Below are 23,325 nucleotides of genomic sequence, written 5' to 3' on the forward strand. Positions count from 1 at the left end.
AGCTAACGCTCAGCAGGCCAGAGTCTTATAAAGAATAGGCTTGTTGCAGCCCCTCTGCTTGTCTAGGAGTAATGCGAACGGCAAAAATGAACGGATCCGTCCCCGAAATGCGCAGGTTTACGACTTTTGTTCTTATTGCAGCGGTTTCGCTGTTTTCTGCATGCGGCACTCTTCGCTCTTTGAACACAGGCACTCAGGTCGATGAGGACAACACCATTGTGCTGCCCGGCGACGCCCGAGAGGCCAATAATTCCGATGGCACCACCATCTGGGATGCCTTTGGCCCACAGTATAATGAGCAAAAGGTTCAGGTGAACCGCTACATCTGGGCGGCGAGCCTGGATGTTTTGAACTTCCTGCCTGTGCAATCCGTGGACCCGTTCACGGGTGTGATTCTGACGGGCTACGGCACGCCCCCAGGCGGCAACCAGTCTTACCGGGCGACAGTGCACGTCCGAGACCCCGCCCTAGAGGCCCGTTCGCTGAGCCTTGCGCTGCAAACCCGGAACGGACGCTCGGTCAGCCCGGAAACTCTGCGCGCTGTGGAAGATGCGATTCTCTCCCGCGCCCGTCAGATGCGGATCGCGGACAAGAAACTCTGACCACGCCCGCACTGGATCACATACGAATTTAGACGTAAGACGCCGGGTAATCGCCCGGCGTTTTCATGCAAAGGACCGCAATCGATGTCGCGTTACACCGCCTCAGAAATCGAATCCAAGTGGCAAAAGGCCTGGGAAGAGGCCGCCATCTTCGAAGCCAAGCCAGATCAGGACAAACCCAAGTACTATGTGCTTGAGATGTTCCCCTACCCCTCTGGCAAGCTGCACATGGGTCATGTGCGCAACTACACCATGGGCGACGTGATTGCCCGCCACAAACTGGCAACGGGCCACAATGTGCTGCACCCGATGGGGTTTGACGCCTTTGGCATGCCCGCGGAAAACGCCGCGATGGCGTCCGGCGGTCACCCCAAGGATTGGACCTACGGCAATATCGACACGATGGTCGAACAGATGAAGCCGCTGGGCCTGTCGCTGGACTGGAGCCGGATGTTCGCGACCTGCGACGAAGATTACTATGGTCAGCAGCAGGCGTTGTTCCTTGATTTCCTTGAAAAAGGTCTGGTCTATCGCAAGAACGCCGTGGTGAACTGGGATCCGGTCGATATGACCGTTCTGGCCAACGAGCAGGTTGAAAACGGCCGTGGCTGGCGCTCTGGTGCGCTGGTGGAACGTCGCGAGCTGACCCAGTGGTTCTTTAAGATCTCGGATTACTCCGAAGAACTGCTGAGCGCGCTGGACGGGCTGGAGAACTGGCCTGCCAAGGTCCGTCTGATGCAGGAAAACTGGATCGGCAAATCCCGCGGTCTGCAGTTTGGCTTCAAACGTACAGATGGCGGCGAAGACATTACTGTTTATACAACTCGCCCTGACACGCTGATGGGCGCGTCCTTTGTTGGCATCTCTCCCGATCACCCGATCGCGAAACAACTGGAGGCCGAATCGGCTGAGGTTGCGGCGTTCGTCGCGGAATGCCGCAAAGGTGGCACCACCGAGGAAGCCATCGAAACCGGCGAAAAGCTGGGCTATGACACCGGCATCCGCGTCACCCACCCGCTGGACCCCAACTGGGAGCTGCCGGTCTGGATCGCAAACTTCATCCTGATGGATTATGGCACCGGCGCGATCTTTGCCTGCCCCGCCCATGACCAGCGCGATTTTGAATTCGCGACCAAATACGACCTGCCGATCATCCCGGTATTCGAGGACCCCAAAGCCGAAGGCCCGCTGACCGAGGCTTACGTGCCCACTAAGGCCGAGAAGGTTCGGTATGTGAAGGGGTTCGCGGGCAGCGCAGAGCAGACCGGCGAAGAGGGCGTGAACACCGCCGTTGATAAAGCCGAGGCCGAAGGCTGGGGCGAAGGCGTCGCCAAATTCCGCCTGCGCGACTGGGGCCTGTCCCGTCAGCGGTATTGGGGTTGCCCGATTCCCGTGGTCCACTGCGACGACTGCGGCGTGGTGCCCGAGAAGAAAGAAAACCTGCCGATCGCCCTGCCCTATGACGAAGACGGCAAGCCGATCGACTTTTCCGTGCCCGGAAACCCGCTGGACCGTCACCCGTCCTGGCGCGACTGTAAATGCCCGAACTGTGGCAAGCCCGCGAAACGCGAAACCGACACGATGGACACCTTTGTCGATTCGTCCTGGTATTTCGCCCGTTTCACCGCACCGAAGGCCGAGACACCCACCGATCTGGACGCCGCCAAATACTGGATGAACGTCGACCAGTATATCGGCGGTATTGAGCACGCGATTCTGCACCTGCTGTATTCGCGCTTCTTTGCCCGCGCGATGGAGATCACCGGCCACCTGCCCGAAAAATCCAAAGAGCCGTTTGACGCGCTCTTTACCCAAGGCATGGTGACCCACGCGATCTTTGAGAACGCAGAGCGCAAGGATGCCAACGGGCGCACGATCTATCACTACCCGGCCGAGGTCGAGGAACGTGATGGTGGCACCTTTGTCAAAGAAACCGGCGAGAAGGTGAATGTGATCCCCTCGGCCAAAATGTCGAAGTCCAAGAACAACGTGGTCGACCCATTGGCGATCATCGACGCCTTTGGCGCCGACACCGCGCGGTGGTTTGTGCTGTCTGACAGCCCGCCCGAACGGGACGTGGAATGGACCGCATCGGGCGCGGAAGCCGCGCATAAACACCTGTCGCGCGTCTACCGCATTGCGGCTGAAGCTGCTGCTGCAACCGGCGACGGTCAGGGCGATGACGAGCTGCTGCGCGAAACCCACAAGGCGATCCGCGATGTCTCTGCCGGGGTCGAGAGCTTTGGCTTCAACGCTTCCATCGCAAAGCTTTATGGCTTCACCAACACGCTGGCGAAATCCAAAGCGGGCGCGAAGGCCAAACAAGAAGCCGCCAAAGTTCTGGCGCAGCTGATGTCACCGATGACACCGCACCTGTCCGAGGCGATGTGGGACCTGCTTGGCGGCGAGGGGCTGGTTGCAACCGCGCCCTGGCCGGTTGCCGACGAATCCCTGCTGGTCGAAGCCAGCGTGACCCTGCCGATCCAGATCAACGGCAAGCGTCGCGGTGAAATCACCGTGCCCAAGGATATGGACAAGGCAGAGGTTGAAAAACTCGCCCTTGCACACGAAGCTGTGGTGAAGGCCCTTGATGGGGGCCAACCGAAGAAAGTGATCGTGGTGCCGGGTCGTATCGTCAATGTCGTTGCTTAACCGCCGAAATATTCTGACAACTGGGGGGGCGCTGCTGGCCAGCGCCTCTCTGACCGCATGCGGGTTTTCGCCCGTTTATGCCCCCGGTGGCACTGGTGATCGCCTGCAGGGGCGCATTGCCTTTCAGGCCCCGGAAACCATCAACGCACCGCGTGACGAGGATGCGTATTACCTGATCCGCAATCTTGAAACACGCATGGGCCGCAGCACCGATGCGGACTATGATCTGACGGTTTCGCTGGATACGCGCGAAGAAGGCCAGGCCATCACTGCGGATCGCGAAATCACCCGCTATTCGCTTATCGGGCAGGCGCGCTATGCGCTGTTGCGGCGTTCGGACGGTCTGGTTGTGACCAGTGGCCGGGTCGAAAGCTTCTCGGGCTATTCGGCCTCAGGCTCAACGATCCAGACCTTGTCGAGCGAAAACGATGCGCATGAACGTCTGATGCAGATCCTTGCAGATCAGATCGTTGCCAAACTGCTTGCGACGGATCTTGGCACCTCATGAAGCTGAGCCCGCGCGACGCTGATGGCTATTTCGCCAAACCAGACCCCGGCAAAACCGGGGTTTTGATCTATGGCGGCGATGCCATGCGGGTGTCGCTCAAGCGCCAGCAGCTTTTGGCTGCCTTGCTTGGCCCCACCGCCGAAGAGGAAATGCGCCTTGCCCGGATGCCCGGCGCGGACCTGCGCAAGGATCCGGCCCAGCTGTTGGATGCCGTCAAAGCAGTCGGGTTCTTTCCCGGCGCACGCGCGGTCTTTGTAGAAGATGCCACCGACACTGCGACCCCTGCGATTCTTGCCGCGTTGCAGGACTGGCAGCCGGGCGATGCGCAGATCGTCATTACGGCGGGGCAGCTCAAGGCCAGCTCAAAACTGCGCAAGGCGTTTGAGGGCCACACCAACGCCTATGCCGTGGGTATCTATGACGATCCACCTTCACGGCAGGAAATCGAACGGATCCTTGGCGAAAACGGCCTCCAGAACGTGCCCGGTGACAGCATGTCGTCGCTGGTCGACATCGCCAATGACATTGGCCCCGGTGACTTTTCCCGCATGGTTGAAAAGCTGGCCCTGTACAAACGCGGTGATGCCACCCCGCTGAGCCTGGATGATATCGACGCGGTTGCACCGCAATCAACCGAGGCCGCGCTGGATGATCTGCTGAATGTTGTTGCCGAAGGCCGCACGCAGGAAATCGGCCCGATTCTGCGCCGCCTGCAAAGCCAGGGCACGCAGGCCGTCACGCTGTGTATTGGTGCGACCCGCCATTTCCGGCAGTTGTACACCGTTGCAGCGGCGCCCGGTGGGGCCTCGCAAGGGATTGCTGCGCTGCGGCCGCCGCTTTATGGCAAACGGCGGGACCGGGTGTTGCGTCAGGCGCAGAACTGGGGGGCGCAGAAACTGCAATCTGCCCTAACCCTGCTGACCGACACAGATTTGCAACTGCGGTCCGCTGGTCAAAGCGCCCCCGCACTGGCCTTGACTGAACGGGCGCTTATTCGCCTCGCCATGCTGGCACGGTCGCGATAGACGCTTGATCCTCACGCTTCTGCTGCCCATCTTGGCAAGTCAGAGAGGGAGATTTCAGATATGTATACCGTAATCGGATTGCCAATGACCCGAACCCTGCGCGTGCTTTGGGCGCTGGAGGAGATGGGACAAGATTTTGAGGTCAAACCCTTCCTGCCCGGCAGTGATGAGGTCCGAGAGATCAGCCCCTTGGGCAAAGTTCCCGTTCTGATCGATGGCGATCTTGTGCTGCCCGATTCCATGGCGATCCTGTGCCATCTGGGCGACAAACATGGTCAGATCCTCGGTGCCCCCGGCACGCCCGAGCGCGCGCTGCAAAACGCCATGTGTATGCGGTTGATGGATGAGCTGGACGCGCTTTTGTGGACCAACTCGCGCCACAAGTTCATCCTGCCGAAAGACCAGCGCGTGCCAGATATCAGCCCGGCCATCGAATGGGAACTGAACCGCAATGTTGACCGGCTGTTTTCTCAGGTCGACACGCCCTTTCTGACGGGCGACAGCTTTTCCGTGGCGGATATCATCTTTACCCACTGCGTGGGCTGGGCGAAAAACGTCAATATCCCGATTGCGAACCGAGCCGCACTGGACCATGCAAAAGCCATGCGCGCCCGTCCCGCGTTTCAGCGTGTTGTAGAGCTCGCCAAATAGTCAGCGGCGGCACGTCCCGCCCAGCGCCCTGTGGCAAAACACGCCGTCAGGAGGTAGCCCCCGGTGGGCGCCTCCCAATCCAGCATCTCGCCTGCGCAAAAGACACCGGGCATGGCGTTTAGCATCAACCCAGCGTCCAGCGCGTCCTGTGTGACGCCACCCGCGGTTGAGATCGCTTCGTCCATTGGACGCAAACTCAGATCCTTGATCGGCAAGGCTTTGATCAGCGCGGGCCATTCGGACAGAGGCTTTGGCGCCCCGCCTGCAGTCATCTCATTGAACAGCGCCACCTTCGCGGGCGGCAGCCGCAGCGTTTTTTTCAGAAACTGGGACAGACGCGCCTTTTTAGGGTCTTTCGGCAGCCGCTTTTGCAGCGCGTCCTGCGTCAGGTCAGGCATCAGGTCAACGGACAGTCCGCAGCCATTTCGCAAGGCAGGCGTCAGCGCATAGAGCCCACCCCCTTCCAGCCCACGCTGGGAAACAATGGCTTCCCCCCGGCTGGTCAGTTCCCCAGCCTGCCACCGCACGGATTTCAAAGCTGCGCCAAAATGAGGTTGCATATGGGTGCTCCACGGCACGGACAGCGCGGCATTTGAGGGGGCAAAAGGCGCAAGCGGCACGTCGCGGGCCGCCAGAACATCTGCCCAGACCCCGTCAGAACCCAACCGTGCCCAGCTTGCCCCGCCCAACGCCAGAACCGTGCAGGCTGCCCGAATGTGACAAAGCCCCTCTGGCGATTGAAAGCACAGGGCGTCCCCTTCCCAACCAGTCCACCGCCAGCGGGTGCGACGGGTCACGCCAAGGCTCTCCAGCTCTGCCAACCACGACCGCAGCAGGGGCGATCCTTTCATGACTTCCGGAAACACCCGACCGGTGGAGCCGGCAAACAGCGGCTGCCCAAGAGCGCGTGCCCAGTCCTGCACAGCTGCCGCGTCAAATTCTTCTATCATCGGGCGCAGCCAATCGGCAGCTGATCCGTAGTGGCGCAAAAGGGTTTCAAAGGGTTCGTCTTTGGTAAGGTTCAGCCCGGATTTACCCGCCATCAGAAACTTGCGTGCAAGCGAGGGTTTGGCCTCGGCCACCAGCACCCGGTGACCCGCGCGGGCAAGCTCTCCGGCGGCCATCAACCCAGCCGGACCACCGCCGATCACCACGGCGTCCCATTGTTCGATTTCCGACTTTGACATGAAACCCTCTTGCCTGCTTGCGCCTTGCACCCATCATAGACGGGTTCACAGTTCAAGGCCTGCAATGTCCGACGATCCGATTTGCCCCCTGTGCGGACGCCCGATCCCGCCGGGTGTACCCCAGAGCCTGCACCACCTGATTCCCAAGCTGAAAGGCGGCAAGGGCGGGCCAACGGTGCTGCTGCATGACATCTGCCATCGGGAAATCCACGCCAGCCTGACAGAGGCCGAACTGGCGCGTGAGTTCAACACAGTTGCAGCCCTGCGCCAACACCCGCGCCTTGCCAAGTTTTTTGCATGGGTTGCCAAACGCCCACCCAGCTTTCGCTCGCGGGTGCCGGGCAAACGCCGCCCTCGTTAGCCGTCACAGACCATCGCAGGCCGCAAGTATGCGCGCCGCCAGATCTGGATCCGCGCCCAGCGCGGGTTCTGCCAGCGTCTCGGCCTCGCGCAGCAATGCGTCAGGTTCCACGATCCGGTCGATCAACCCAAAATCATAAGCCTCTTGCGCGGTCAGCTTTTGCCCCGCCGCCAGCACCATTTTGGTCCGGGCAGGGCCGATCAGGGCCCGCATCCGCACCACGTCCGAAGGCTGCGGCATATAGCCAAGGCGCATAACCGGGTAGAACACTTTGGCCGTGGGCACCGCGATCCGCAAATCACAGGCCAAGGCCATGCCATTCGCTCCGCCCGCCAGCGTCCCATTCAGCGCGGCGATCTTGAGACAGGGCAAGGCCGCAAGAGCGGACGACAGGTCTTCCCACAAGGGTGAGGTCGCCAGCCCCGCGCGTGCTTCGTCCAGATCGGCACCGGCGCTAAAGACCTTGCCCACGCCCGTTACAATCAATGCCCGCGCCGCAGAGGCCTGCCGAACGGCCGCGATCAATTGACCCAGCATATCGGCGGTTAAGGCATTGGCTTTGTCCGGCCGGTTCAGACGCAGCGTCCAAAGCCCGTCCTTGCGTGCCTCGACTTCGATCATATCAGCCCGACCCGGCGGCGGACGGTTTCGTCCCGCAACGACACCTCGGCCCCCAGATACTCATCCGCATCTGCGCTGCACATCCACAGCAAGGTCTGCGCCGGCCATTCGGGCGGGATGTGGTCTTCCCAATCCAGCTGGCTGACCGCGTTGATACCGCTGGCCTTGATCTCGCGCTGCATTTGGGTCGCGACGGTACCCGGCGACAGGCTCATGACACGCAAGCCGTTTTCCCGCTCTTCCAGATCCAATGCCCGCATCAGCATCAGGCTGCCCGCCTTTGAGCTGCAATAGGCGCTCCATCCTTCCAGCGGGCGCTGCGCCGCCCCCGAACCGATAGAGATCACCGTGCCACCCTGTTTGTCCATCATCGGCACACCGGCCCGCATAATGTTGAAGACGCCGGAAATATTCACCTGAATCAGTTGCGCCCAATCCGCCGGGTCGGCTTCGATCAGGCGCGCGATCGGGTCGATCATGCCTGCATTCGCGATCAGGATATCCAACCCGCCAAAATGCGATTTGGCTTTCATCAGCGCAGCTTCGACAGCTGCATAGTCGGCAACATCACAGGAAAGAGCGAGCGCACGCGTGCCAATTTCTGCGGCCAGCGCCTCTAGCGGCGCGGCACTGCGCGCCAACAGGGCCACATTGGCACCCGCATCGGCAAAAACCCGCGCAGCAGAAGCGCCAATACCCCGGCTTGCGCCCGTGACGACGACGGTCTTACCGCTCAAATCCATAGGAAAACTCCCTTATTGTTCTGCATCCAGTGTTAAACTGCCGCCACAGCGCGGGTCCAGCCTGCCTTACAGGCTTGTGAGGACAATCCTGCGTTCTGACACCTTGACGCGGCGGGGGACACAAGGGACTCTGCCCGCAATTTGGATATGAGAGAGGTTCACCAATGTCCGTTTTCTTCCCCCGCGGTCTTGGCCTGGTTTCGGGTGCAATTTCACCCCTTTTGCTTGTCGCCCATGCGGCCCACGCCGATGTATCGGCGCAAGATGTCTGGGCGGACTGGAAGTCCTATATGGTGGCCTCGGGCTACGAGATCACCGCAAATGAGAGCCTCGCGGCAGGCATCCTGACCATCACCGACTTCGAAGCCAAAATGACCCTTCCGGAAACCGAAGGCTTCGCAATGAGCATGGTCCTGGGCGATATGCGCTTTGAGGAGATGGGCGACGGCACCGTGAACATTCAGCTGCCCGCGGATTTCCCAATGGACATCGCGATTTCTGAAGAAGGCGAAGGCGGCGTTTCGTTGAAGGTGGCTTATACACACGACGGCGCACCAATTGTCGTGTCTGGCGACCCCGAAGCAATGGTCTATGATTATTCCACCGACAAAGCGACCTTTGCGCTGTCGGATTTGCAGATCGAAGACGCCAAGGATGAGGTGACCTTCAACGCGTTTGAAATCACCTTCAATGATCTGGAAAGCCGCACCACGCAGACCAAGGACGGCGACAACCGGTCCTATGATCAGTCGTTCACGTCAGAGTCTGTCACCTATACCGTAGATGTTGTGGTTCCCGAGGATGAAGGGTCGTTCAAGATGTCGGGCGACATGGCCGATTTCGCGATGACCAGCGATTCTGTCCTGCCGATGCAGTACCTCGGCAATGCCGCTGGTGATTTCTCTGCAGCTCTCAACAATGGCATGGCCTATCGCCTCGACGCCAACTACGGCGCCAATACGTCGAACCTGTCGGTCGAAGCGAAAGACGGCAGCTTTGTTGCACAGGGTGAAGGGGCCTCCGGCCTGATGAACCTTGAGATGACCGAAAAAGGTCTGAACTACCGCGCATCGACTATGGATATGACCAACTCTGTCATGGGCAGCGACATTCCTTTCCCGATGACCCTGAGCATCGCAGAAGCGGCGATGAACCTCGCGATGCCGCTGCTTAAATCCGACGACGAGCAGGACTTTGCCTTTGGTCTGAGCCTGCGCGATTTTCAGGTCCCGGACCTGCTGTGGGGCATGGTGGATCCGACCGGCCAGCTGCCGCATGATCCGGCGACCTTTGTTCTGGATCTGACTGGCAAAGCCAAACTGTTGTTCAACTTCGACGATGAAGAGGAAATGGCGGCCCTTGAAAAAGGGGAACTGACACCGGGCGAGCTGAACGCCATCACCGTGAATGAACTGCGTCTGTCTGCGGTTGGTGCCGAAGTCAGCGGCACCGGCGATTTCACCTTCAACAACGACGACTTGCAGACCTTTGACGGCCTCCCCGCCCCCAATGGCGAAGCGAACTTCAAAATCGTCGGCGCAAACACCCTGATCGACAAGCTGATCGCCATGGGTCTGGTACAAGAAAGCGATGCGCTTGGTGCCCGTATGATGATGGGCCTCTTCACCACTCCGGCTGAAGGCGAAGACACGCTGACCTCGCGCATTCAGGTGGAAGAAGACGGCAAGGTTCTTGCCAACGGCCAGCGCCTGCGCTGACCCTTTTCGCCTGCGAAACCAGAGCCGCCCGACGCCGGGCGGCTCTTTTTGTTTTACCATTCGCCACAGGGGCCTTGCAGCCTGCACCGGCTCTGGCTAGCTCTGGAACAGAAGAGAAAAAACGAAGGTGCCCATGACCCAGTCTCCTGAACAGCTCTGCCAAGCCCTGATCGATGCTGCCCGCAAAGCCGGCGCTGATGCCGCCGATGCGATGGCGGCCGAAGGGTCGTCCCTGTCGATCGAAGTGCGAGAAGGCAAGCTGGAACATGCGGAACGATCCGAAGGTGTGGATCTGGGCATTCGGGTGTTTGTCGGCCAGCGTCAGGCGCAGGTGTCTTCGTCTGATACACGTCCCGATACCCTGGCCGCGATGGCAGAACGCGCGGTCGCCATGGCAAAAGAAGCCCCTGAAGACCCCTATGCCGGTCTCGCGGATCCAGCCCAGCTGGCGCAGTCCTGGGATCTTGATGCACTGGAGCTTTGTGACTCTGCGGCGGAACCAGCCCCGGATGCGCTGCAAGCAGATGCGATTGCCGCAGAGGCCGCCTGTGCCGCCGTGGATGGCATCACACAAGTTCAGTCTGCGGCCGCAGGCTATGGCCGCCACCTTGTACATCTGGCGACCTCTACCGGGTTTTCCGGCGGCTATGCCCGCACCGCGCGTTCGCTGTCCTGTGTGGGCATTGCAGGCACCGGCACCGGCATGGAGCGCGACCACGATGGCGATTCCCGCACCTTTCAGTCTGACCTGCGCAGCGCCGAGGAAATTGGCCGCACCGCCGGTGAGCGGGCGATCGAACGCCTGAATGCCCGCCGCCCGGCAACCGGGGCTTATCCGGTGCTGTTTGATGAACGCATTTCCTCTTCGCTGATCGGCCATCTGCTAAGCGCCTCTAATGGCGCGGCCATTGCACGCGGGTCGTCCTGGCTGAAGGACAGCCTTGGTGCGCAGGTTCTGCCGACCGGTCTGAACGTGACCGAGGACCCTTTCCGCCCGCGTATTTCAGGGTCGCGGCCATTTGACGGCGAAGGTCTGGCGACGCGCCGCCGCGACATCATCAAGGATGGGGTGCTGACGGGCTGGACGCTTGATCTGGCCTCTGCCCGCAAGCTGGGTCTGGAAAGCACAGCCAACGCCGCCCGTGGCATTGGGTCTGTGCCTTCGCCTGCGAACTGGAACATTGAGCTGACCCAAGGCAGCGCCAGCCGCGAAGATCTGATCCGTGATATGGGCACCGGCCTGTTGGTGACCTCGATGATCGGGTCAACCATCAACCCCAACACCGGCGACTATTCCCGTGGGGCGTCTGGATTCTGGGTGGAAAACGGCGAGATTGTTTACCCGGTCAATGAGGTGACAATCGCAGGCAATCTGCTGGATATGCTCAAGGCGATTGTGCCCGCAAATGATGCGCGCACCCATCTGTCGCGCATTGTACCGTCGCTGCTGGTTGAAGGGATGACCCTTGCCGGCAACTGAATATACCAATGACCTTGCCCTCCTGACCGAGGCCGCTTTGGCCGCCGGTGAGGTTGCCTGCCAGTTCACCGGCCCCGAGGCACAGCGTTGGGACAAACCGGATGGGGCAGGCCCGGTGACAGAAGCCGATCTGGCCGTAAACAGGCTGCTCGAAGACCGTCTGCAAGCGGCGCGCCCAGAGTATGGTTGGCTGTCCGAGGAAAGCGAGGACGGAACAGAACGGCTGTCGCGCGAGCGGGTGTTTGTAGTCGATCCGATCGATGGCACCCGCAGCTTTGCCGAAGGGTCGCACACCTGGGCGCATTCCATTGCCGTGGTCGAAAACGGCGCCCCCGTGGCCGCCGTAGTCTATCTTCCCAAACGCGATCTTCTGTTCACCGCAAGCCGTGGGGCTGGCGCGTCTTTGAATGGAACCGCGATCCAAATCTCCCGCACGCAAGAAATTGACCGCGCCCATGTTCTGAGTGCCAAGCCCGCGATGGCACCAACACATTGGAAAGACGGTCAGGTGCCTGGCTTTCAACGCAGTCACCGCCCTTCGCTGGCCTATCGTTTGTCGCGGGTCGCGGATGGCAGCTACGACGCCATGTTGACCCTGCGCCCAACGTGGGAATGGGACATCGCGGCTGGCGTTCTGATCCTGAGCGAAGCAGGCGGGCATTACCGCGACCGCGCAGGCGAACGCTTGCGGTTCAACTCCCCGTCCGCACAGCAGAACGGTCTTCTGGCGGGGTCAGAGGCGCTCTGCGAGGCGTTGCTGACACGCCTGGCAGGGACCGCCACACCGTCATGACGTCCACGCCCGGCACCTTCGCGCCCGTCGTTTGGGCGCCTCGCCCCGCCGGCGAGGTCATTTGGGTGCATGCCACCTCCGAAGAACGCCTCTATGGGCTTTGCGATGTGGGTCATCGGCTGAAATCACAACGGCCGGACCTACGCATTCTCACCACTTGGGAGCCAGAGTTGGGTGCGACAGCATGTCCGGACGACTGTGACATTGTCTGCGGTCCCCTCAGCCTTGATACCCAAAGCGCAATTCGCGCATTTCTCGACCATTGGCGCCCGGATGCCTGTGTCTGGGCAGGGGGCAATCTACGGCGCTTGCTGATGCGCAAGCTGCGCGAACAGCAGGTCCCGCTGTTTCTGGCCGACATTGAACTGCCAGAGATCCCGGACCGGACCAGCCGCTGGCTGCCGGACCAACGCCACCGTTTGCTGAACGGGTTTCGCAGTATTCTCGCCCCGGACCAAACCGTTTCTGAACGCCTGCAGCAGGCAGGCACCGCGCCCGAAAAAATCCGGGTGTGCGGGCGTCTGCGCCCTTCGATCACACCACCAGATTGCCATGACGACGACCTCACGGCGCTACAGGCAAGCTTTGCCAGTCGCCCGGTTTGGCTGGCCGCACATGTCACCTTGCCAGAGCTGGAGACCATCATAGCCGCGCACCGCAGCACACTGCGGTTGCTGCATCGCCTGTTGCTGGTGGTGTCTATGGCGGATGCAAAAGAGCTGCCCAAAGCCCGCGACCGCCTAAGCGACCTTGGCATCGGATTGGGGCTTGCTGATTGGGACAGAGGCGAAGAACCGGACGAACATCAGCAAATCCTTCTAAGCGGCCCCGAGGATCTGGGACTTTGGTATCGACTTGCGCCGCTGTGTTTTGTCGGCGGCAGTCTCCAACGTGGGCAAAACGGCAATACCCCCCTCGACGCGGCGGCGCTGGGATCCGCAGTTCTTCATGGGCCAGGGGTTTTGCAGTACCGCAGCGTTTATGACCGTCTGGCAGAGGTCGGAGCGGCCCGGCAGGTGTTTGGTGTCTCAGACTTGGCTGCGGCGGTCGAAAGGCTATCGGCCCCGGATGCTGCGGCCCAGATGGCGCTTGCGGGTTGGCAGCTGGTAACCGATGGTGCCGCCATGACAGATGCCCTGATCGAAGAAATCCAAGCCGCGCTCGACGAACAAGATGCGCGCCCAGTCGGAAGCACGGACAATGCGCGCGCCTGAATTCTGGGACAAAGCGCCCTCTGCTTTTGACTGGCGCGCCAGCCTGCTGGCCCCCCTGGGCGCGGCCTATGCGGCGGCTACCGCGCGGCGCCTGTCCCGCGCGACAGGCGTCTCTGTCGGGGTTCCGGTGATCTGCGTTGGCAATCTGAACGCAGGCGGCACCGGAAAGACCCCCACCGTGATCTGGCTTTTGGAACAGCTGAGCCAGATGGGCCACAAACCGCATGTGGTCAGCCGGGGCTATGGCGGCAGGCTGACGGGCCCTACTCAAGTGGAACCCACAACACACAAAGCCGCAGATGTCGGTGACGAGCCGCTTCTGCTGGCGGCCTTTGCACCGGTTTGGGTCGCCAAGGATCGCGCCGCCGGTGCGCAAAGTGCGGCCCATGCGGGCGCAACCGTCATTCTGCTGGATGATGGGTTTCAAAACCCTGCGGTGGCCAAAGATCTGTCGATCATTGTGGTCGACGCGGCGCGCGGCTTTGGCAATGGGCGCTGCCTGCCCGCAGGCCCGCTGCGCGAACCCGTCCCGACGGGTCTGGCCCGTGCTGATATTGTTCTGTCGCTTGGCGCGGAGACCACGCAGTCGCAGTTTGCGGCCCTTTGGACCCAAAGCATCGCACCCCTGCCCCATGTCACCGGCGAAGTGCGCCCCCTGCCCACCGGTATGCCATGGCAGGGCACAAAAGTGCTGGCATTTGCAGGCATTGGCCACCCGGAGAAGTTCTTTGCCACCCTGCGCGGTCTTGGCGCGGATCTGGTGCGCACAGAGGCGCTGGAGGATCACCAGGCACTGCCCCCCGCCCTGCTGACACGTTTGGAACAAGAAGCCCGCGCGCTTGGCGCGCAACTGGTGACCACCGAAAAAGACGCGGTGCGCCTGCCGGACAGTTTCCGCCCAAAAGTCGTCACCCTGCCTGTGCGCCTGCACATCGAACAGGCTGACGTTTTGTTCGCCCTGATCCAAGAAAAAGCGCCGCCCCCAGCCTGAGGACGGCGCTTTCTAAACTGTCAGGGCGCTGTAATCAGCTGCCCAATTCGGCCTCGATCGCCTCTTTGATATCGGCATAGGGCTGGTTCTGCATCTTTTCGCCGTTCAGCAGGAAAGACGGGGTCGAGGATACGCCATCCCGGGTGGCGTTTTCCTGATACCAGGTGACCAGCGTTTTGGCCTTGGTGCCGTCCTGAAGGCAAGCTTCCAGTTCGGCGTTGTCGATGCCAGCCAGACGGCCGATTTTGCGCAGTTCGTCGGCGACATCTGCTGGGCTACCGGCGCGCACCCAGGAGGTCTGACCTTTGAACAGCAGGTCGGAAATACCAAAGAACTTCTCGGGACCCGCGCAGCGCGCCACCATCGACGCCCAGAGGCCGGGGCCGTCAAAATACACTTCGCGGAAGACAAACTTCACCTTGCCGGTGTCGATGAAGTCTTTCTTCAGCTCTTTATACGCGCCTGCGTGAAAGTTCGCGCAATGCGGGCAGGTGAAAGAGGCATATTCCACCAGCGTGACCGGCGCGTCCTCGGCCCCCTGCACCATTTCAACAATGGTCGAGACGTCTACGTCAGCCTCTTGCGCCTGTGCGGAACCCACCAGCGGCAGATCGGGAAGCGCGGTGCGGCTGTTCATGCCGCCAATCGCATAGGCGCCAGCCGTCAGGGCCACCGCTGCGCAAAGCGCTGTCATCAAACGGGTCATCAATACCCCTTTCCTTTGGTTTTCTGTCGAGTGAGGACGTTCTGCCCCAACCGCTCCAAGGCGGCGCGCAGTTCGTCATTTTCCACCACGGCCGCGCTGGCTTGTGCCTCGGCCACATCTTCGGGCGCGGGGGCTGGCTGGCTGCGGGTTCGCGGGGCGTATTTGAAATCAACATGGCCTTCGGAAAACCCTGTCGGCGCGGTTTGCGTGATGTGTACGCGGGAAATGGCGTTGTAGCCGTAGGTCCCGTTCACCTTGGCCCGCAGGGCTTCTTTTTGCATTTCCAGCATCGGTGCCTGGGCACCGGTGGTCAGCACGGTGAGCGTCGCGCCAAGGCCGCCACGGCCATAGCCGACCTTAACGGGACGGGCGATCTGCGCCATGTCTGGGCCCACGATCTCTTCCCAATGGGTCAGAACACGCGACACCGCAAAACCCCGGCTTTCGCCAGTCTTGCGGATCTGGTCGTTGAGCAGGCTGCTTGTGCGTTTAAAGCCGCGGGTTGTGGATTTGCGATATGCCATAAGGTGGTTTTGCGTGACTGTTCGCCCTATTGTAAAGGGTCGGTTCACGAGAACCAGAAAAAGCGACCCAACGGGGATAAAGAATGCGTGACCTGAGCAGCACCGAGCTGAGCGAAACCTTGCTTGGCTGGTATGATATCCATGCCCGCAGCATGCCCTGGCGGATTGGCCCGGCAGACCGCGCCACAGGGGTAACTCCCGATCCCTATCGCATCTGGATGAGCGAGGTGATGCTGCAGCAAACCACGGTTGCCGCCGTGAAAGAGTATTTCACCCGTTTCACTACTCGCTGGCCGACAGTCACGGATTTGGCCACCGCCGAAGATGCGGATGTCATGGCCGAATGGGCGGGTCTTGGGTACTACGCCCGTGCACGCAACCTGCTGAAATGCGCCCGCGTAGTTGCCTTTGAGCTGGGCGGCCAGTTTCCAGATACGCTGGACGGGCTTCTTGCCCTGCCGGGTGTTGGCCCTTACACGGCTGCCGCGATTGCCTCTATTGCCTTTGATCGCTCAGAGGCTGTTTTGGACGGCAATGTTGAACGCGTCATGTCGCGACTATTCAATATTCACGACCCGCTCCCCGGCGTGAAGCCGGTACTGAAGGACAAAGCCGCCAGTCTGACCCCTGCGCTGCGCCCCGGTGATTACGCGCAGGCTGTGATGGATCTGGGCGCGACGATCTGCACCCCGAAATCCCCAGCCTGCGGCATTTGCCCTTGGGTTGCCCCCTGCGCGGCCCGCGCCGAGGGCACCGCTGCCGAGCTGCCAAAAAAGACCCCCAAAAAACCCAAACCCACCCGCTATGGCGTCGCCTATGTCGCGCGCACGACAGAAGGCGCGTGGCTGTTGGAGCGCCGCCCTGACAAAGGGCTGCTGGGCGGAATGCTGGGGTGGCCGGGCACCGATTGGGGCGATGCGCCATCCCGAAACCCGCCATTTACGGCCGACTGGTCCCGGTTGGAGGGCGAGGTCAAACATACGTTCACCCATTTCCATCTGATCCTGAAAGTGGAAACCGCGCGCATCCCCGAGGGGTTCAACCTCCGACCCGATCAGGAACTGCTGCCACAGGCAGGCTTCAAACCCTCTGACCTGCCGACAGTCATGCGCAAGGCCTTTGATCTTTATCAAGGAAATCCCCCCATCAAAGCGCTTGGGTGAATGTCAGATCGCCATTAAACTAGCGCCGAGAACACACAGGGAGCCCCCGATGATCCAAACCGCGCAGCTGAAGTCTTGGAAGCATATGCTGCCGTTCTGGTGTTCGCTCCTGCTGCTGCCGCTGTTGTGGCTGGGCGCAGTCTGGGGCGGATGGTGGGTGCTTTTGCCCACCTTGGTCACATGGAACCTCTTTGCGGTAATGGATGTGGCCACCGGGCTCGACCTCGAAAACGCCGATCCAGACACGCCAGATTCGGACCTGCGCGGCTATATCCGGCTGACCACCATCTGGGTGCCCCTGCAGTTCCTGACCCTTTTTGGGTTGATTGCTTATGTCGGTGGCGCAACCCATCTGTCCGGATGGGAGAAAGTCGGCCTGTTCTTTGGCGTCGGCGTGATCACCGGCACGGTGGGCATCAACTACTCTCACGAGCTCATGCACCAGCGAAACAGAGTGGAGCGCTGGCTCGGCGATTTCCTTTTGGCGATGGTGTTTTACTCACATTTCCGTTCGGAACATCTGCTGGTGCATCACCGCTATGTGGGAACCCCGCGCGATCCGGTGACAGCGCGCTACAATGAAGGCTTTCATCGCTTCTACCCGCGTGTCCTGCGCCAGTGCTGGCATTCTGCCTTCAACGCGGAAAAGGCGCTGCTGGCCCGCAAGAACCTCCGCTGGACAGACCGCTCCAATCCGTTCTGGCGCTATTGGGGGCTGCAAGGGGTCATGCTGCTTCTGGCCTTGAGCCTGGGCGGCTGGAGCGGCGTTGCCCTGCTCCTGCTGCAGGCCGGCATCGCGATCTGGCACCTGGAGCTGGTCAATTACGTGGAGCACTATGGGCTGACCCGGAAACATCTGGGCGATGGCAAATACGAGCACGTGAAGCCGCATCATTCCTGGAATGCCGCGCATCGGGCAACCAATTGGCTTCTGATCAATCTGCAGCGTCACAGCGACCACCACTATCGACCAAACCGCCGGTTTCCGCTGTTGCAAAACTACGACGATGCCGAAGCGCCGCAGTTCCCGCTCGGGTATCCGGCGATGACAGTTGCGGCCATGATCCCGCCCCTGTGGCGGCGGATTATGAACCCCCGCGTGCGCGCATGGCGGCAACGGTTTTATCCAGAGATCACGGACTGGCAGCCCTACAACAAGGCACAAAACCCGATGCCACGCTGAACGGCCTAGCGGGCCCAGACGGTCATTGGCTCGCTGAGCCCACGAATGATTTGCCCCTCATGGCAGCCAAAGCCCTGGAGCAGATCATTATCAGCACCTTCTTGCAGCAATTGCCCACGCAAGCCGTCGCTCAGGACAATATCCCCCTCGAGGGTTCGGGTCAGTTTTTCCAATCGGGACGCGACATTCACAGCCGCGCCAACAACCGCATATTCCAACCGGTTCGCGCCAATGTCGCCAAGAACCACGTCACCGTAATGCAGGCCAATGCCCACACGCAGCGTGGGCAGCCCTTTGCGGCGTCTGTCACGGTTCCAGCCCTCCAGCGCCGCCTGCATGGACAGCGCACAGGCAAGCGCATGGGTTGCGTCCTGCTCTCCGGGCTGCGGCGTGCCAAAGGTCGCCATCAAACCATCCCCCAGATATTTGTCGAGCGTGCCATTGTGCCGGAACACTTCGGCTTCCATCCGGCCGTGAAAGCCGCGCAGCAAATCAATGACTTCATGCGGGTCTTGGTCTTGGGTCAGCGGAGTGAAGCCCATAATGTCGACAAACATAACCGCCACTTTGGCGCCGCGAACCTGTTTCAGCGGTTCGTCATTCTGCGACAGCTGCTCGACCACATTGGGCGAAAAATAGCGCGACAGGTTTGCCCGTTCACGTTCCGATCCGGCCGCCGTTAGCAGCAGTTCATTGAACCGCTTGGCCGACAGGGCAAGCGTGCCGGCCACCAAAAGAAACACCATCGCTTCCTGAATGCGCAGCTGGAAATTCACATGAAAGGGGTCCATCAGTTCCCACATATGGCTGTCAGGCCCAACAATCGCCGCAAGCGCTGCCGACATATCCGCATCGGCGGGCGCAAAGCGCGCAACCCCATAGGATGCGCCCAGCCAGATCACTGCCGTCCAGACCCCGATCGCAATCACCGTACGCCAGCTATAGGCCAGTGTGCCCGCTGATAGGATCATGAAGAAGTACACAAAATTGCCGTAGTGATAGAGCATCGGCACCGGGATCGGCTGCGGATCAAATGGGTTTGGCACCACCATGCCAAAGGTCATCAGCAGCAGATCAAACAGGATCAGCGACAGCTCTGCCCGCGACCGTTCGACCCGCGCAACCCGCCGCATCAGCCAACCGTTCAGACACAACAGCCCAAGCATCGCAACATAATAGAGCTGCGACCACACCGGGTGCACGGCAATCAGAAACACAGCCACAATCGGCAGCATGATCCAACGAGTCCAAACGGCCAGCTCTACCCCGCGGCGCTTGTGTTCTTCCAAGGCGGTCAGAATGTACTGGCGGTCTTCAAACTCTTCTCGTGTGCGCACCGGCCCGTCGTTTGGCGCGCGCAGTTCTGCTGCGGTGGTGACATCCGTGGCATCTGCCATCTGTCTGTTCCTTCCTGCTGTCCCCTCACAGATAGCGACTGATGGCCCAAGTTTCACGGGGCCAATACGCAATCAGGTACAAAAAAACCCCGCCAAAAAGGCGGGGTATAGTTGGCGAGCCCGGCGCACCGGGCGCGGCAGGCAACTGTGTATTCTTAGAATGTCTTTGTTATGCGTAGGCTCAGTTCTGCATTTCAGCGCGGATCTGCTGGCGCAGCACGTCGATCGGCACAACTTTACCATCACGTTTGAAGCACCAGTAGGTCCAGCCGTTACAGGACGGCGCATTTTCAAGATGCGCGCCAACCTGGTGGATGGAGCCTTTGCAATTGTCACCGACCAGCGTGCCATCTGCACGCACCTTGGCCTTGTGACGTTTGTTCATAGAGTAAAGCTCTTCGCCCGGACGCAGCATGCCACGTTCGACCAGTTGGCCAAAGGGCACGCGCGGCTCTGCACGCTTGGAGGTCGAAACCTGCAGCGCTTCGCTGTCGAACTTGCGCACGGATTTAAGGCGCGCGGTTGCGACTTCGCGGTAGCTTTCTTCGCGTTCAATGCCGATCCAGTTGCGGCCCAGCATTTTGGCAACCGCACCGGTGGTGCCGGTGCCAAAGAACGGGTCCAGAACCACATCGCCCGGGTTGGTCGCGCCAACCAGAATGCGGTGCAGCAGCGATTCCGGCTTCTGCGTCGGGTGTGCCTTGTCGCCGTTGGCATCTTTCAGACGCTCGTGACCGGTGCAGATTGGCAGCACCCAGTCGGAACGCATCTGAATGCCCTCGTTCAGGGCTTTCAACGCCTCGTAATTGAAGGTGTATTTTGCACCCTCGGATTTGGACGCCCAGATCATGGTCTCATGCGCGTTGGTGAAACGTTTGCCGCGGAAGTTCGGCATCGGGTTCGATTTGCGCCAGACAACATCATTGAGGATCCAGAAACCCTCGTCCTGCAGCGCGGTGCCGACACGGAAGATGTTGTGGTAAGAGCCGATCACCCAGAGGGAGCCGTTCGGCTTCAGGATCCGGCGTGCCTGTTGCAGCCACTCGCGGGTGAACTGATCATACGCCTGAAAACTGGAGAACTGGTCCCAGTGGTCATCAACCGCATCGACTTTGGAATTGTCGGGACGGTGCAGCTGACCCTTGAGCTGCAGGTTATACGGCGGATCTGCAAAAATCAGATCCACGGAATTTGCGGGAAGACCCGCCATCGCCTTGATGCAATCGTCGGCAATAATCGTGTTTAAAGGGAGCGCGGAAGCCGCGCCCTTTTCGATGGTGTTTGTCATTTGCTCTGCCTCAGTAACCACGGCGCTTTTGCGCTCATTTTGGTTCCCTCTAAGATGAGTCATCCGGGATTCGAGGTCAATTCGTTTTTTGAATCAAGAAGCTACGTTTCTCGCTTGATACAACATATTGTGTACCGGCTTGAAGGATCGACGATGATGTGGGGTAACCCCTAGGGTCTGCAGGGCGTCGCGGTGTTGTTTGGACGGGTAACCTGCGTTTTTCTCCCAGCCATAACCGGGGAACTGTTGCGCCAATTCAACCATCAGACGATCGCGGGCTTGTTTTGCCAAAATGGAAGCCGCCGCAATCGACAGTGATTTGCCATCACCTTTTACGACCGCTTCACTGGGCAGATCCAACCCACGGGGGATCAGGTTGCCATCGATCAGCAGATAGTCCGGCGCAGGGTCCAAAGCGGCCACCGCACGCTCCATCGCCAGATGCGACGCACGCAAGATATTGTGTTCGTCGATTTCCTCCACAGTGGCATGCGCTACGGCCCATTCGGTTTTCTCAAGGATCTGCACCTCGACCGCATCGCGCTTCTTCGCGGTGAGCTTTTTAGAATCATTGAGCCCCTCTGGGATCTGGCACACATCGAGGATCACAGCGGCCGCTGTCACTGGCCCTGCAAGCGGGCCGCGCCCGACCTCATCCACCCCTGCGATGCGCAAGAAACCCTTGGCCTTTGCGGCCTCTTCAATCGTGTAATCTGGCTGTTCCATAGCCCAGAGAGGCCAGTTTTCGCGCCGGTGTGCAAGACGTAAAAAAAGGGGGCCGAAGCCCCCAGTTCACCTGCTCGAACGGTGTTTGGTTACCCCGCGGTCAAACGGTAGCCATGTTTGCGCAGGCAGCGCGGGCGAAACCCTTTGCGGTAATTGTCCTTGCGCTCATAGATTACCTCACAGCGCTCCGGCAGTGACCGGGTGTAGTTATAGTTGCGCTTGAGACAGCGTTTGCTCAGGACCCGACGGTTTTCGCCGCGCAGACGCGCATTGCGCAGGCAATGGCCCGGCAGGTCATAACGGCGCACGGAATGCGGTTTGGGGCGGACCGGTTGGTCATAGCCATACCCACTGTGCGGGCGGACCACCTTGCGTTTCTTTCGGTCGTCATCCTTGGCATCGTTGATCGCGGCGCCGATCAGGCCCAGCGCGACCATGCCCGCGATGAACTTAGCGACGTCCTCATCCGCACGGGCGGGCGCAGTTGAGAACCCCGTAATCGCCACGGAAGCCGCGAGAACAACGGCAATGAATTTGCGGTGCATATTGCGAATGGCAGGCATGAGAACCCCTTTCGTCGGTGCGGGGATGTCCCCGGCAGTGAAGCTTGTGCCCTCACCCTCGACCAACCCCGCTCAGACAGGCAATAACGGCCCCTTGTTATCGAATATCACCGCGGCAAAGCCCTGTTGTCATTGAATATCCCGCGCCCACCCCGCATGGTGGAGACATGAAACAGATCCTTTCTCTTTGCGGCCTTCTCATGGCCCTCGGCCTCGCGGCGGCACCGGTTCATGCGGCGGATTGCTATGCCGATTACAAGGCCAAACAGGACCAGCCCCTGCGGCTGCACTATGGGGTGATGGAGCTCTCTCAGGGCTGCAATGCGCAATCGGCCCGGCAAGAAGTCGCCGCCCGACTGAAGCGCAACGGCTGGACATTGCTCCAAGTTCAGTCCGTATTCGACGCCCAAGGCTTGCAGCAAAGGAAGACCAATGCCGGAAAATACTATCTCCGTTTCTGAGGTCCGCAGCGCTGGCCACCGCGTGGTGACCTTTGGCATCCTTGCCATCGTTGCGATCCTGCTGACGGCAGGCGTCGTTCTGTTGCTGACCCTGCCCGACGCCAATGCGTTTAACGCGCAGGTCGAGAAGCTGTTTGTCGAAAACGACCTGACCACGCAGGCCGAAATCAAACTGTTGGAAATCCTTGCGCAATCCGGCAGCGCATTTGCGGATACGCTGTCGAGCTACCGGATGGTGATCTTTGTGCTGTTGATTTTTGCCACAGCCATGATGGGCGCAGCCCTTGTGGTGCTGACCATGCTGGTGATGCTGAACCGCCGTATGGCGCAGATCGAACGGGCCGGTATTCAGGTGACCGAACTTCTGCTCAGCCGCGAAGAAAACACCGTCTATCTCAACACGATGGGGTTCAAACTGACCCCCGCCGCAATGGAGACCCTGGCGGTTCTGGCCGAGGCGCGGTTGGACGACGACGTGCTTTCGGGCGCTGAAATCGAAGCTATGATTTCGGGTCGCGATGCCTCTGACTGCGAAGAAGCCGCCGGCGCGACACGGATCAAACGTTTGCGCGACACGCTGGGAAATCAGATGGTGAGCGAGCTTCTGGTTAAAAACATCGCCAAACGCGGCTATGTTCTGGCGATCAATAAGGACGTGATCCGAATGGTTTAGGGCATGGTCAAGGGTCCGCAAGACCCTTGCGGCACCCTCACCAGCCCTAGAAATCGGCCACGTGACGTCCCATATTTGTAAAAACCCCCGAGGGA

Annotated in this window: 24 protein-coding genes; 15 read left to right on the forward strand and 9 right to left on the reverse strand. The window is 60.4% G+C overall.

The window, feature by feature from the left end:
- The first annotated feature begins 107 nt into the window (after window positions 1-107).
- From TRM7557_RS11650 to TRM7557_RS11670, 5 genes are all read left to right on the forward strand, one after another.
- Window positions 108-602 carry a DUF3576 domain-containing protein gene (locus TRM7557_RS11650; RefSeq protein WP_058290386.1) on the forward strand — a complete coding sequence of 165 codons (495 nt, stop codon included), beginning with the start codon at window positions 108-110 and terminating at the stop codon, window positions 600-602.
- Window positions 603-686: 84 nt separating this feature from the next.
- A complete protein-coding gene (leuS, locus tag TRM7557_RS11655) occupies window positions 687-3,254 on the forward strand; it encodes a leucine--tRNA ligase (RefSeq protein WP_058290387.1) in 2,568 nt (855 codons plus the stop codon).
- Window positions 3,241-3,762 (forward strand): LPS assembly lipoprotein LptE, encoded by a 522-nt coding sequence (lptE, locus tag TRM7557_RS11660; protein ID WP_058290388.1) that lies wholly within the window; start codon window positions 3,241-3,243, stop codon window positions 3,760-3,762. Before leuS ends, lptE begins: the two co-directional genes overlap by 14 nt.
- A complete protein-coding gene (holA, locus tag TRM7557_RS11665; protein WP_058290389.1) occupies window positions 3,759-4,787 on the forward strand; it encodes a DNA polymerase III subunit delta in 1,029 nt (342 codons plus the stop codon). The genes lptE and holA overlap by 4 nt, the downstream gene beginning before the upstream one ends.
- A 60-nt stretch (window positions 4,788-4,847) precedes the next feature.
- Window positions 4,848-5,438 (forward strand): glutathione S-transferase family protein, encoded by a 591-nt coding sequence (locus TRM7557_RS11670; RefSeq protein WP_058290390.1) that lies wholly within the window; start codon window positions 4,848-4,850, stop codon window positions 5,436-5,438.
- On the opposite strand, the gene TRM7557_RS11675 is transcribed toward TRM7557_RS11670, so the two are convergent.
- The gene (locus TRM7557_RS11675; RefSeq protein ID WP_058290391.1) at window positions 5,411-6,625 is read right to left on the reverse strand and encodes a TIGR03862 family flavoprotein; all 1,215 of its coding nucleotides are present in this window, start codon (window positions 6,623-6,625) and stop codon (window positions 5,411-5,413) included. The two genes, TRM7557_RS11670 and TRM7557_RS11675, sit on opposite strands and share 28 nt — an antisense overlap.
- A 64-nt stretch (window positions 6,626-6,689) precedes the next feature.
- Between TRM7557_RS11675 and TRM7557_RS11680 the strand changes: the two genes are divergently transcribed.
- A complete protein-coding gene (locus tag TRM7557_RS11680; RefSeq protein ID WP_058290392.1) occupies window positions 6,690-6,986 on the forward strand; it encodes an HNH endonuclease family protein in 297 nt (98 codons plus the stop codon).
- Window positions 6,987-6,989: 3 nt separating this feature from the next.
- Here TRM7557_RS11680 and TRM7557_RS11685 read toward each other — a convergent pair whose 3' ends face one another.
- Together TRM7557_RS11685 and TRM7557_RS11690 are read right to left on the reverse strand one after the other, a co-directional pair.
- Window positions 6,990-7,607 carry an enoyl-CoA hydratase/isomerase family protein gene (locus TRM7557_RS11685; RefSeq protein WP_058290393.1) on the reverse strand — a complete coding sequence of 206 codons (618 nt, stop codon included), beginning with the start codon at window positions 7,605-7,607 and terminating at the stop codon, window positions 6,990-6,992.
- On the reverse strand, window positions 7,604-8,350 hold the full coding sequence (locus TRM7557_RS11690; RefSeq protein WP_058290394.1) for an SDR family oxidoreductase: 747 nt from the start codon (window positions 8,348-8,350) through the stop codon (window positions 7,604-7,606). The genes TRM7557_RS11685 and TRM7557_RS11690 overlap by 4 nt, the downstream gene beginning before the upstream one ends.
- Before the next feature lie 164 nt (window positions 8,351-8,514).
- Here TRM7557_RS11690 and TRM7557_RS11695 point away from each other — a divergent pair, with 164 nt between their 5' ends.
- The 5 genes from TRM7557_RS11695 (at window position 8,515) to lpxK (ending at window position 14,546) form a co-directional block, all read left to right on the forward strand.
- Window positions 8,515-10,068 (forward strand): DUF2125 domain-containing protein, encoded by a 1,554-nt coding sequence (locus TRM7557_RS11695; RefSeq protein ID WP_058290395.1) that lies wholly within the window; start codon window positions 8,515-8,517, stop codon window positions 10,066-10,068.
- Window positions 10,069-10,201: 133 nt separating this feature from the next.
- Window positions 10,202-11,548 (forward strand): TldD/PmbA family protein, encoded by a 1,347-nt coding sequence (locus tag TRM7557_RS11700; protein ID WP_058290396.1) that lies wholly within the window; start codon window positions 10,202-10,204, stop codon window positions 11,546-11,548.
- Window positions 11,535-12,341, forward strand: coding sequence for a 3'(2'),5'-bisphosphate nucleotidase CysQ (locus TRM7557_RS11705; RefSeq protein WP_058290397.1), 807 nt, complete (start codon window positions 11,535-11,537; stop codon window positions 12,339-12,341). Before TRM7557_RS11700 ends, TRM7557_RS11705 begins: the two co-directional genes overlap by 14 nt.
- On the forward strand, window positions 12,338-13,555 hold the full coding sequence (locus TRM7557_RS11710) for a 3-deoxy-D-manno-octulosonic acid transferase (RefSeq protein ID WP_058290398.1): 1,218 nt from the start codon (window positions 12,338-12,340) through the stop codon (window positions 13,553-13,555). Before TRM7557_RS11705 ends, TRM7557_RS11710 begins: the two co-directional genes overlap by 4 nt.
- Entirely contained in the window at window positions 13,542-14,546 is a 1,005-nt protein-coding gene (gene lpxK, locus TRM7557_RS11715) for a tetraacyldisaccharide 4'-kinase (RefSeq protein ID WP_058290399.1), read from the forward strand. Before TRM7557_RS11710 ends, lpxK begins: the two co-directional genes overlap by 14 nt.
- A gap of 34 nt (window positions 14,547-14,580) precedes the next feature.
- Here lpxK and TRM7557_RS11720 read toward each other — a convergent pair whose 3' ends face one another.
- Together TRM7557_RS11720 and TRM7557_RS11725 are read right to left on the reverse strand one after the other, a co-directional pair.
- The gene (locus tag TRM7557_RS11720; RefSeq protein WP_058290400.1) at window positions 14,581-15,252 is read right to left on the reverse strand and encodes a DsbA family protein; all 672 of its coding nucleotides are present in this window, start codon (window positions 15,250-15,252) and stop codon (window positions 14,581-14,583) included.
- On the reverse strand, window positions 15,252-15,776 hold the full coding sequence (locus TRM7557_RS11725; protein WP_058290401.1) for a DUF721 domain-containing protein: 525 nt from the start codon (window positions 15,774-15,776) through the stop codon (window positions 15,252-15,254). Before TRM7557_RS11725 ends, TRM7557_RS11720 begins: the two co-directional genes overlap by 1 nt.
- An 83-nt stretch (window positions 15,777-15,859) precedes the next feature.
- Between TRM7557_RS11725 and mutY the strand changes: the two genes are divergently transcribed.
- Together mutY and TRM7557_RS11735 are read left to right on the forward strand one after the other, a co-directional pair.
- Window positions 15,860-16,939 carry an A/G-specific adenine glycosylase gene (mutY, locus tag TRM7557_RS11730; protein WP_058290402.1) on the forward strand — a complete coding sequence of 360 codons (1,080 nt, stop codon included), beginning with the start codon at window positions 15,860-15,862 and terminating at the stop codon, window positions 16,937-16,939.
- A gap of 49 nt (window positions 16,940-16,988) precedes the next feature.
- Window positions 16,989-18,122 carry an alkane 1-monooxygenase gene (locus tag TRM7557_RS11735; protein ID WP_058290403.1) on the forward strand — a complete coding sequence of 378 codons (1,134 nt, stop codon included), beginning with the start codon at window positions 16,989-16,991 and terminating at the stop codon, window positions 18,120-18,122.
- Window positions 18,123-18,127: 5 nt separating this feature from the next.
- Here TRM7557_RS11735 and TRM7557_RS11740 read toward each other — a convergent pair whose 3' ends face one another.
- The 4 genes from TRM7557_RS11740 to TRM7557_RS11755 all read right to left on the reverse strand — a co-directional run bounded on the left by TRM7557_RS11740 (window position 18,128) and on the right by TRM7557_RS11755 (window position 22,096).
- Entirely contained in the window at window positions 18,128-19,519 is a 1,392-nt protein-coding gene (locus TRM7557_RS11740) for an adenylate/guanylate cyclase domain-containing protein (RefSeq protein ID WP_058290404.1), read from the reverse strand.
- Window positions 19,520-19,700: 181 nt separating this feature from the next.
- Window positions 19,701-20,807, reverse strand: coding sequence for a site-specific DNA-methyltransferase (locus TRM7557_RS11745; RefSeq protein ID WP_058290405.1), 1,107 nt, complete (start codon window positions 20,805-20,807; stop codon window positions 19,701-19,703).
- Window positions 20,808-20,900: 93 nt separating this feature from the next.
- Window positions 20,901-21,533 carry a ribonuclease HII gene (locus tag TRM7557_RS11750; protein ID WP_058290406.1) on the reverse strand — a complete coding sequence of 211 codons (633 nt, stop codon included), beginning with the start codon at window positions 21,531-21,533 and terminating at the stop codon, window positions 20,901-20,903.
- 89 nt (window positions 21,534-21,622) lie between these two features.
- Entirely contained in the window at window positions 21,623-22,096 is a 474-nt protein-coding gene (locus TRM7557_RS11755) for a hypothetical protein (RefSeq protein ID WP_058290407.1), read from the reverse strand.
- A 167-nt stretch (window positions 22,097-22,263) separates the two neighbouring features.
- Here TRM7557_RS11755 and TRM7557_RS19650 point away from each other — a divergent pair, with 167 nt between their 5' ends.
- Complete coding sequence (locus TRM7557_RS19650; RefSeq protein ID WP_074941783.1) at window positions 22,264-22,557, forward strand: hypothetical protein; 294 nt, start codon at window positions 22,264-22,266, stop codon at window positions 22,555-22,557.
- Window positions 22,529-23,230, forward strand: coding sequence for a winged helix-turn-helix domain-containing protein (locus TRM7557_RS11765; protein ID WP_058290409.1), 702 nt, complete (start codon window positions 22,529-22,531; stop codon window positions 23,228-23,230). Before TRM7557_RS19650 ends, TRM7557_RS11765 begins: the two co-directional genes overlap by 29 nt.
- Window positions 23,231-23,325: the final 95 nt, after the last annotated feature.

It is taken from the genome of Tritonibacter multivorans (assembly GCF_001458415.1).
In the GTDB taxonomy this organism is placed as follows: Bacteria; Pseudomonadota; Alphaproteobacteria; order Rhodobacterales; family Rhodobacteraceae; genus Epibacterium; species Epibacterium multivorans.

What these genes read in the sequence shown, in the direction of transcription:
- TRM7557_RS11650 (WP_058290386.1), top strand. Translation starts at nt 108, where the DNA reads ATGCGCAGGTTTACGACTTTTGTTCTTATTGCAGCGGTTTCGCTGTTT.
- leuS (WP_058290387.1), top strand. Translation starts at nt 687, where the DNA reads ATGTCGCGTTACACCGCCTCAGAAATCGAATCCAAGTGGCAAAAGGCC.
- lptE (WP_058290388.1), top strand. Translation starts at nt 3,241, where the DNA reads ATGTCGTTGCTTAACCGCCGAAATATTCTGACAACTGGGGGGGCGCTG.
- holA (WP_058290389.1), top strand. Translation starts at nt 3,759, where the DNA reads ATGAAGCTGAGCCCGCGCGACGCTGATGGCTATTTCGCCAAACCAGAC.
- TRM7557_RS11670 (WP_058290390.1), top strand. Translation starts at nt 4,848, where the DNA reads ATGTATACCGTAATCGGATTGCCAATGACCCGAACCCTGCGCGTGCTT.
- TRM7557_RS11675 (WP_058290391.1), bottom strand. Translation starts at nt 6,625, where the DNA reads ATGTCAAAGTCGGAAATCGAACAATGGGACGCCGTGGTGATCGGCGGT.
- TRM7557_RS11680 (WP_058290392.1), top strand. Translation starts at nt 6,690, where the DNA reads ATGTCCGACGATCCGATTTGCCCCCTGTGCGGACGCCCGATCCCGCCG.
- TRM7557_RS11685 (WP_058290393.1), bottom strand. Translation starts at nt 7,607, where the DNA reads ATGATCGAAGTCGAGGCACGCAAGGACGGGCTTTGGACGCTGCGTCTG.
- TRM7557_RS11690 (WP_058290394.1), bottom strand. Translation starts at nt 8,350, where the DNA reads ATGGATTTGAGCGGTAAGACCGTCGTCGTCACGGGCGCAAGCCGGGGT.
- TRM7557_RS11695 (WP_058290395.1), top strand. Translation starts at nt 8,515, where the DNA reads ATGTCCGTTTTCTTCCCCCGCGGTCTTGGCCTGGTTTCGGGTGCAATT.
- TRM7557_RS11700 (WP_058290396.1), top strand. Translation starts at nt 10,202, where the DNA reads ATGACCCAGTCTCCTGAACAGCTCTGCCAAGCCCTGATCGATGCTGCC.
- TRM7557_RS11710 (WP_058290398.1), top strand. Translation starts at nt 12,338, where the DNA reads ATGACGTCCACGCCCGGCACCTTCGCGCCCGTCGTTTGGGCGCCTCGC.
- lpxK (WP_058290399.1), top strand. Translation starts at nt 13,542, where the DNA reads ATGCGCGCGCCTGAATTCTGGGACAAAGCGCCCTCTGCTTTTGACTGG.
- TRM7557_RS11720 (WP_058290400.1), bottom strand. Translation starts at nt 15,252, where the DNA reads ATGACCCGTTTGATGACAGCGCTTTGCGCAGCGGTGGCCCTGACGGCT.
- TRM7557_RS11725 (WP_058290401.1), bottom strand. Translation starts at nt 15,776, where the DNA reads ATGGCATATCGCAAATCCACAACCCGCGGCTTTAAACGCACAAGCAGC.
- mutY (WP_058290402.1), top strand. Translation starts at nt 15,860, where the DNA reads ATGCGTGACCTGAGCAGCACCGAGCTGAGCGAAACCTTGCTTGGCTGG.
- TRM7557_RS11735 (WP_058290403.1), top strand. Translation starts at nt 16,989, where the DNA reads ATGATCCAAACCGCGCAGCTGAAGTCTTGGAAGCATATGCTGCCGTTC.
- TRM7557_RS11740 (WP_058290404.1), bottom strand. Translation starts at nt 19,519, where the DNA reads ATGGCAGATGCCACGGATGTCACCACCGCAGCAGAACTGCGCGCGCCA.
- TRM7557_RS11745 (WP_058290405.1), bottom strand. Translation starts at nt 20,807, where the DNA reads ATGACAAACACCATCGAAAAGGGCGCGGCTTCCGCGCTCCCTTTAAAC.
- TRM7557_RS11750 (WP_058290406.1), bottom strand. Translation starts at nt 21,533, where the DNA reads ATGGAACAGCCAGATTACACGATTGAAGAGGCCGCAAAGGCCAAGGGT.
- TRM7557_RS11755 (WP_058290407.1), bottom strand. Translation starts at nt 22,096, where the DNA reads ATGCCTGCCATTCGCAATATGCACCGCAAATTCATTGCCGTTGTTCTC.
- TRM7557_RS19650 (WP_074941783.1), top strand. Translation starts at nt 22,264, where the DNA reads ATGAAACAGATCCTTTCTCTTTGCGGCCTTCTCATGGCCCTCGGCCTC.
- TRM7557_RS11765 (WP_058290409.1), top strand. Translation starts at nt 22,529, where the DNA reads ATGCCGGAAAATACTATCTCCGTTTCTGAGGTCCGCAGCGCTGGCCAC.